Annotated in this window: 3 protein-coding genes; 2 read left to right on the forward strand and 1 reads right to left on the reverse strand. The window is 73.2% G+C overall.

Annotation, left to right across the window (positions count from 1 at the left end):
* Positions 1–71: 71 nt before the first annotated feature.
* A complete protein-coding gene (locus ABZV40_RS46245; RefSeq protein WP_355456493.1) occupies positions 72–1,061 on the reverse strand; it encodes a M20 family metallopeptidase in 990 nt (329 codons plus the stop codon).
* A 133-nt stretch (positions 1,062–1,194) separates the two neighbouring features.
* Here ABZV40_RS46245 and ABZV40_RS46250 point away from each other — a divergent pair, with 133 nt between their 5' ends.
* Positions 1,195–1,929, forward strand: coding sequence for an ABC transporter ATP-binding protein (locus ABZV40_RS46250; protein WP_355456494.1), 735 nt, complete (start codon positions 1,195–1,197; stop codon positions 1,927–1,929).
* A partial coding sequence (locus tag ABZV40_RS46255) for an FtsX-like permease family protein (protein ID WP_355456495.1) occupies positions 1,923–4,441 on the forward strand: 2,519 nt, incomplete at its 3' end. The genes ABZV40_RS46250 and ABZV40_RS46255, both read left to right, overlap by 7 nt.

Genomic DNA, 4,441 nt, shown 5'->3' on the forward strand with positions numbered 1-4,441 from the left:
ATCAGGGGCCCAACAACCCCCCCCCGGTGCATCCCGCCCCCCTTCATCGAGCACCCGGAACGGAGTTCGGGTCAGGTCAGTTCGTGCACCAGTGCGGCGAGGAGCTGGGTGCGCGGTACGAGCTCGGACACCAGGACGTGCTCGGTTTCCGCGTGCGCGCCGCCACCGACGGCGCCGAGCCCGTCGAGCGTCGGCGTGCCCACACCCGCGGTGAAGTTGCCGTCGGACGCGCCACCGACCGCGGCCTGAGCCAGGTCGAGGCCGAGCTCCGCGCCCAGGCGGCGCGCGAGGCCGAACAACGCGGTGGACGCCGAGGGTTCCATCGGAGGCCGGTTCGGGCCGCCGGTCACCTCGATCTTCGCCCCGTCCAGCACCGGTTCCAGCGCGCGCATCACCTGGTCGACCCGCTGCTGCTCGGCAAGGCTGCGCACTCGCACGTCCACCGCGAACTTCCCTTGCGCGGCAACGGTGTTCGTGGTCGTGCCGGCCGTCAGCACGGTCGGCGTGACGGTGGTGCCCGCGGCGAGGTCGGTCAGCTTCGACACCGCCAGCACCTGGTGCGCGGCCTCGACCGTCGCGCTCACCCCGCGTTCGGGTTCGAGACCGGCGTGGGCCGCGCGGCCGTGCAGCGTCACCTCGTACATGGACGTGCCCTTGCGCCCGGTCTTGAGCGCGCCGCCGTCCGCCGCGCCCTCGGTGACCAGCGCGGCCCGGTGTTCCCGCGCCTCGGTCTCGATCAGGCCCCGCGACGACGGTGAGCCGATCTCCTCGTCGCCGGTCACGAGAACCGTGACGCCGTCGCGCGCCTCGAACGGAATCCGCTCCAGCGACCCGATCGGCCACACGGTGTCGTGGTGCCCGAGCAGCAGCACGCGCCGCGGTCCGGAGCCCAGCCGCCACCGCAGGTGCGTGCGGCCGTCGAGCACGATCCGTTCCGGCTGCGTGCCGAGCAGCGCGGAGCCCACCGCGGCGGTGACGTCCGCGCTGCGGGCGACCGCCGCGAGGTCGGTGGACGGCGACTCGCAGGTCACGAGCCGCTCGATGTCGTCGAGCAGGTTCATGCCGGGGATCCTGCCGCACCGCGACGGGGGTGGAGCAGGCTCCACCCCCGGCCGGGCAGTCTGCGTGATCGTCCGGCCGTGCCGCAGTCCTTAGGTTCTTCAACGGAAGTCGTTGCTGCTTAAGGAGATCGTGATGAGGGCAGACGCGCTGTCGCTGCAGGCGGTGCGGAAGGTGTACGGGTCCGGCGGTGGCGCGGTCACGGCGCTGCACGAGGTCACCGTCGGCATCCGGCGAGGCACCTTCACCGCGGTGATGGGACCGTCCGGGTCGGGCAAGAGCACCTTCCTGCACTGCGCGTCGGGCATGGACCGGCCGACGTCCGGGCGCGTGCTGCTCGGTGACACCGACCTCGGCGCACTGAAGGAGGCGAAGCTGACCGAGGCGCGCCGGGACCGGATCGGGTTCGTGTTCCAGGCCTACAACCTGCTGCCTTCGCTGACCGTGCGGCAGAACATCACGCTGCCGCTGCGACTGGCCGGGCGCTCGCCAGACCGGGCGTGGCTGCGGTCGGTCGTCGACCGGGTCGGGCTGGGCGACCGGCTCGACCACCGCCCGGCCGAGCTGTCGGGCGGGCAGCAGCAACGGGTGGCGATCGCGCGGGCGCTGGTGGCGCGGCCGGAGGTGGTGCTGGCCGACGAGCCCACCGGGGCGTTGGACTCGCGGACGGCACAGCAGGTGCTGGCGCTGCTGCGGTCCATTGTGGACGAGATGGGGCAGACGGTGCTGATGGTCACGCACGACCCGGTTGCCGCTTCTGCCGCGCACAGCGTGCTGTTCCTGGCGGACGGGCGGCTGGCCGGGGAGCTGCACGGGCCCACGCCGGAGAAGGTCGCCGAGCGGATGACGCAGCTGGGGGAGCCGTGCTGACCCTCGCGTGGCAGACGGTGAAGGCCCGCACCAGCGGGTTCGTCAGGGCGTTCGTCGCCATCCTGTGCGGCACCGCGCTCGTCGCGGCGTGCGGGATCCTCATGGAGTCCGGGTTTCGCGGCGGCGTGCCGACCGAGCGTTACGCGGCCGCTGACGTGGTCGTCACCGGCGATCGGACGGTGCGCCCACCGGGTGGTGACGTGCTGGCGTTCGAGCACGCCGCCGAGCAACCGGCCGTTCCCGCCGCCCTGGTGGCCAAGATCGCCGCGGTGCCGGGGGTGAGGGCCGCGGTGCCCGAGTGGACGTTCCCGGCCGTGGTGGCCGGGCCGGACGGGCAGGTGCTCGCGGACCGGCCGTCCCTCGGTCACAACTGGGAGTCCGCCGTGCTGGCGCCGTTCACGCTGAAGGCCGGCCGGGCTCCGGCGGCGGACGACGAGGTGGTGCTCGACGCCGGCCTCGCCGAACGCGCGGGCGTGGCACCCGGCGGTGAGGTGCGGATCATGACCCGCCAGGCGCCGGTGCCCTACCGCGTGAGCGGCGTCGTGGCAGGAGGGAATCGGCAGGCCGCTGTTTTCTTCAGCGCTGCCAGGGCGAAGGAGCTCGGACGACCCGGCCGGGTGAACGCGATCGGCGTGCTGGGCACGGGTGATGTCGCCGACCGGATCGAGGACGCCCTCGCCGCGGACCACGTCACGGTGTCGACGGGCGCGGACCGCAGTGCCGCCGAGTTCGACGACGTCAGCCAGACCCAGGCGGTCCTCGCGCTCATCGCGGGCTCGTTCGGCGGGTACGCGGTCCTGGTGGCGATCTTCGTCGTGGCCGGCACGCTCGCGCTGACCGTCGAGCAGCGCCGCCGCGAGTTCGCGTTGCTGCGCGCGGTCGGCGCCACGCCGAGGCAGATCCGCAAGATGATCGGCGCCGAGACGCTCGTCGTCTCGGCGGGAGCCGGCGTGCTCGGCAGCCTGCTGGGCATCGCGGTCAGCCACGGCCTGCGCTCGGCGTTCGCGGCCATCGGCGTGGTGCCGGCCGACTTCAGCCTCTCGGTCAGCCCGATTCCGCTGGTCGTGGCACTGCTGATCGGCATGGGCGCGGCACGGGTGGCCGCCTGGAGCGCGGCGCGCCGCCCGTCCTCGATCACACCGGTCGAGGCGCTCGGGGAAGCCGCTGTGCAGCGCAAGGACGTCGGACGGATCAGGCTGGCCGTCGGCTGGGTGCTGCTGGCGATCGGGACGGGTGCCACCGCGCTGCCGTTGTTCGTCAGGAGCCAGCTCGGCGCGGCGATGTCGGTCATGGCGGCGCTCGTGCTGATCATCGGGCTGACCCTGGTCGGTCCGCGGGTGGCCGGCCACGCGACCCGGCTGGTCGCACCGGCGCTGAGCCGGATGTCGAACGCGGGCTACCTGGCGGCGGCGAACGTCCTCGCGAACTCGCGGCGCCTGGCAGCGGCCGTCACACCGTTGATGCTGGCCATCGGGTTCGCCGTGGTGAACTTCTACAGCCAGACGACGTTCACCGCCGCCGTGCAGCAGGAAACGGCCAGGTCGGTCACCGCCGACCAGGTGATCACCGGCGTCGCGGGCGTGCCGCAGGAGGTCGCCGGGGCCGCACGCCGGCTGCCCGGCGTCACCGCGACCTCGCTGGTCCGCACGCAGGTGATCACCGCGCGCAAGACCGGTGACAGCGTCGAGGTGAACCGCGGTCCCGCCAACGGACTGGACCCGGACGCGGGCGCCGCGGTCGACCTCGGCATCACGGCGGGCAGCCTGAACGACCTCAAGCCGGGCACGGTGGCGTTGAGCAGCACGTACGCCTACTGGGAGGACAAGGAGGTCGGTGACACCGCCGAGTTCTGGTTCGCCGACGGCACACCCGCGCGCCTCAAGGTGATCGCGCTCTACGAGCACGACCTCGCGTTCGGCGACCAGGTGCTGAACGCCGAGGACGCCCGCGCCCACACCAGCGCCGGAATGGACACCGCGGTGCTGGTGAAGGGCGACGCGGCCGGCCTGGTCAGCCGCTATCCGGGCCTGACCGTCACCGGCGGCGTGGCCGCGCAGGACCGCGGCGACGAACGGACCCAGTTCCTGCTCAACCTCGTCGCGGTCGGCGTGATCCTCGGCTACGTCGCGATCTCGGTGTCCAACACGCTGGTCATGTCGACGGCGGCGAGGCGGCGTGAGTTCGCGCTGCTGCGCCTGGTCGGCACGGGCACACGCCAGGTCGTGCGGATGATGCGGACCGAGGCGCTCGTGACCGCGGGTCTGGCCGCACTCCTCGGCACGGCGGTGGCGGCACTTCCGCTGACCCTGCTGGCGATCGGCCTCACCGGCACCCCGCTGCCCGCCGGGCCGTTCTGGGTCTACCTGGCGGTGCTCGGCGCGGCGGCGGCGCTGGGCGTCGTGTCGATCGCGGTCGCCACCCGGTGTCGTTGCGCGGCACGCAGACCGGTGTGTTCGCGGGCGTCATGTACAACGACTACGGCGCCCGGCTCGGCGGCGGTGACTTCGAGGGC

It is taken from the genome of Lentzea sp. NPDC004782, from assembly GCF_040609115.1.
In the GTDB taxonomy this organism is placed as follows: Bacteria; Actinomycetota; Actinomycetes; order Mycobacteriales; family Pseudonocardiaceae; genus Lentzea.

Coding starts and splice junctions, on each gene's coding strand:
- ABZV40_RS46245 (WP_355456493.1), bottom strand. CDS start 1,061: ATGAACCTGCTCGACGACATCGAGCGGCTCGTGACCTGCGAGTCGCCG.
- ABZV40_RS46250 (WP_355456494.1), top strand. CDS start 1,195: ATGAGGGCAGACGCGCTGTCGCTGCAGGCGGTGCGGAAGGTGTACGGG.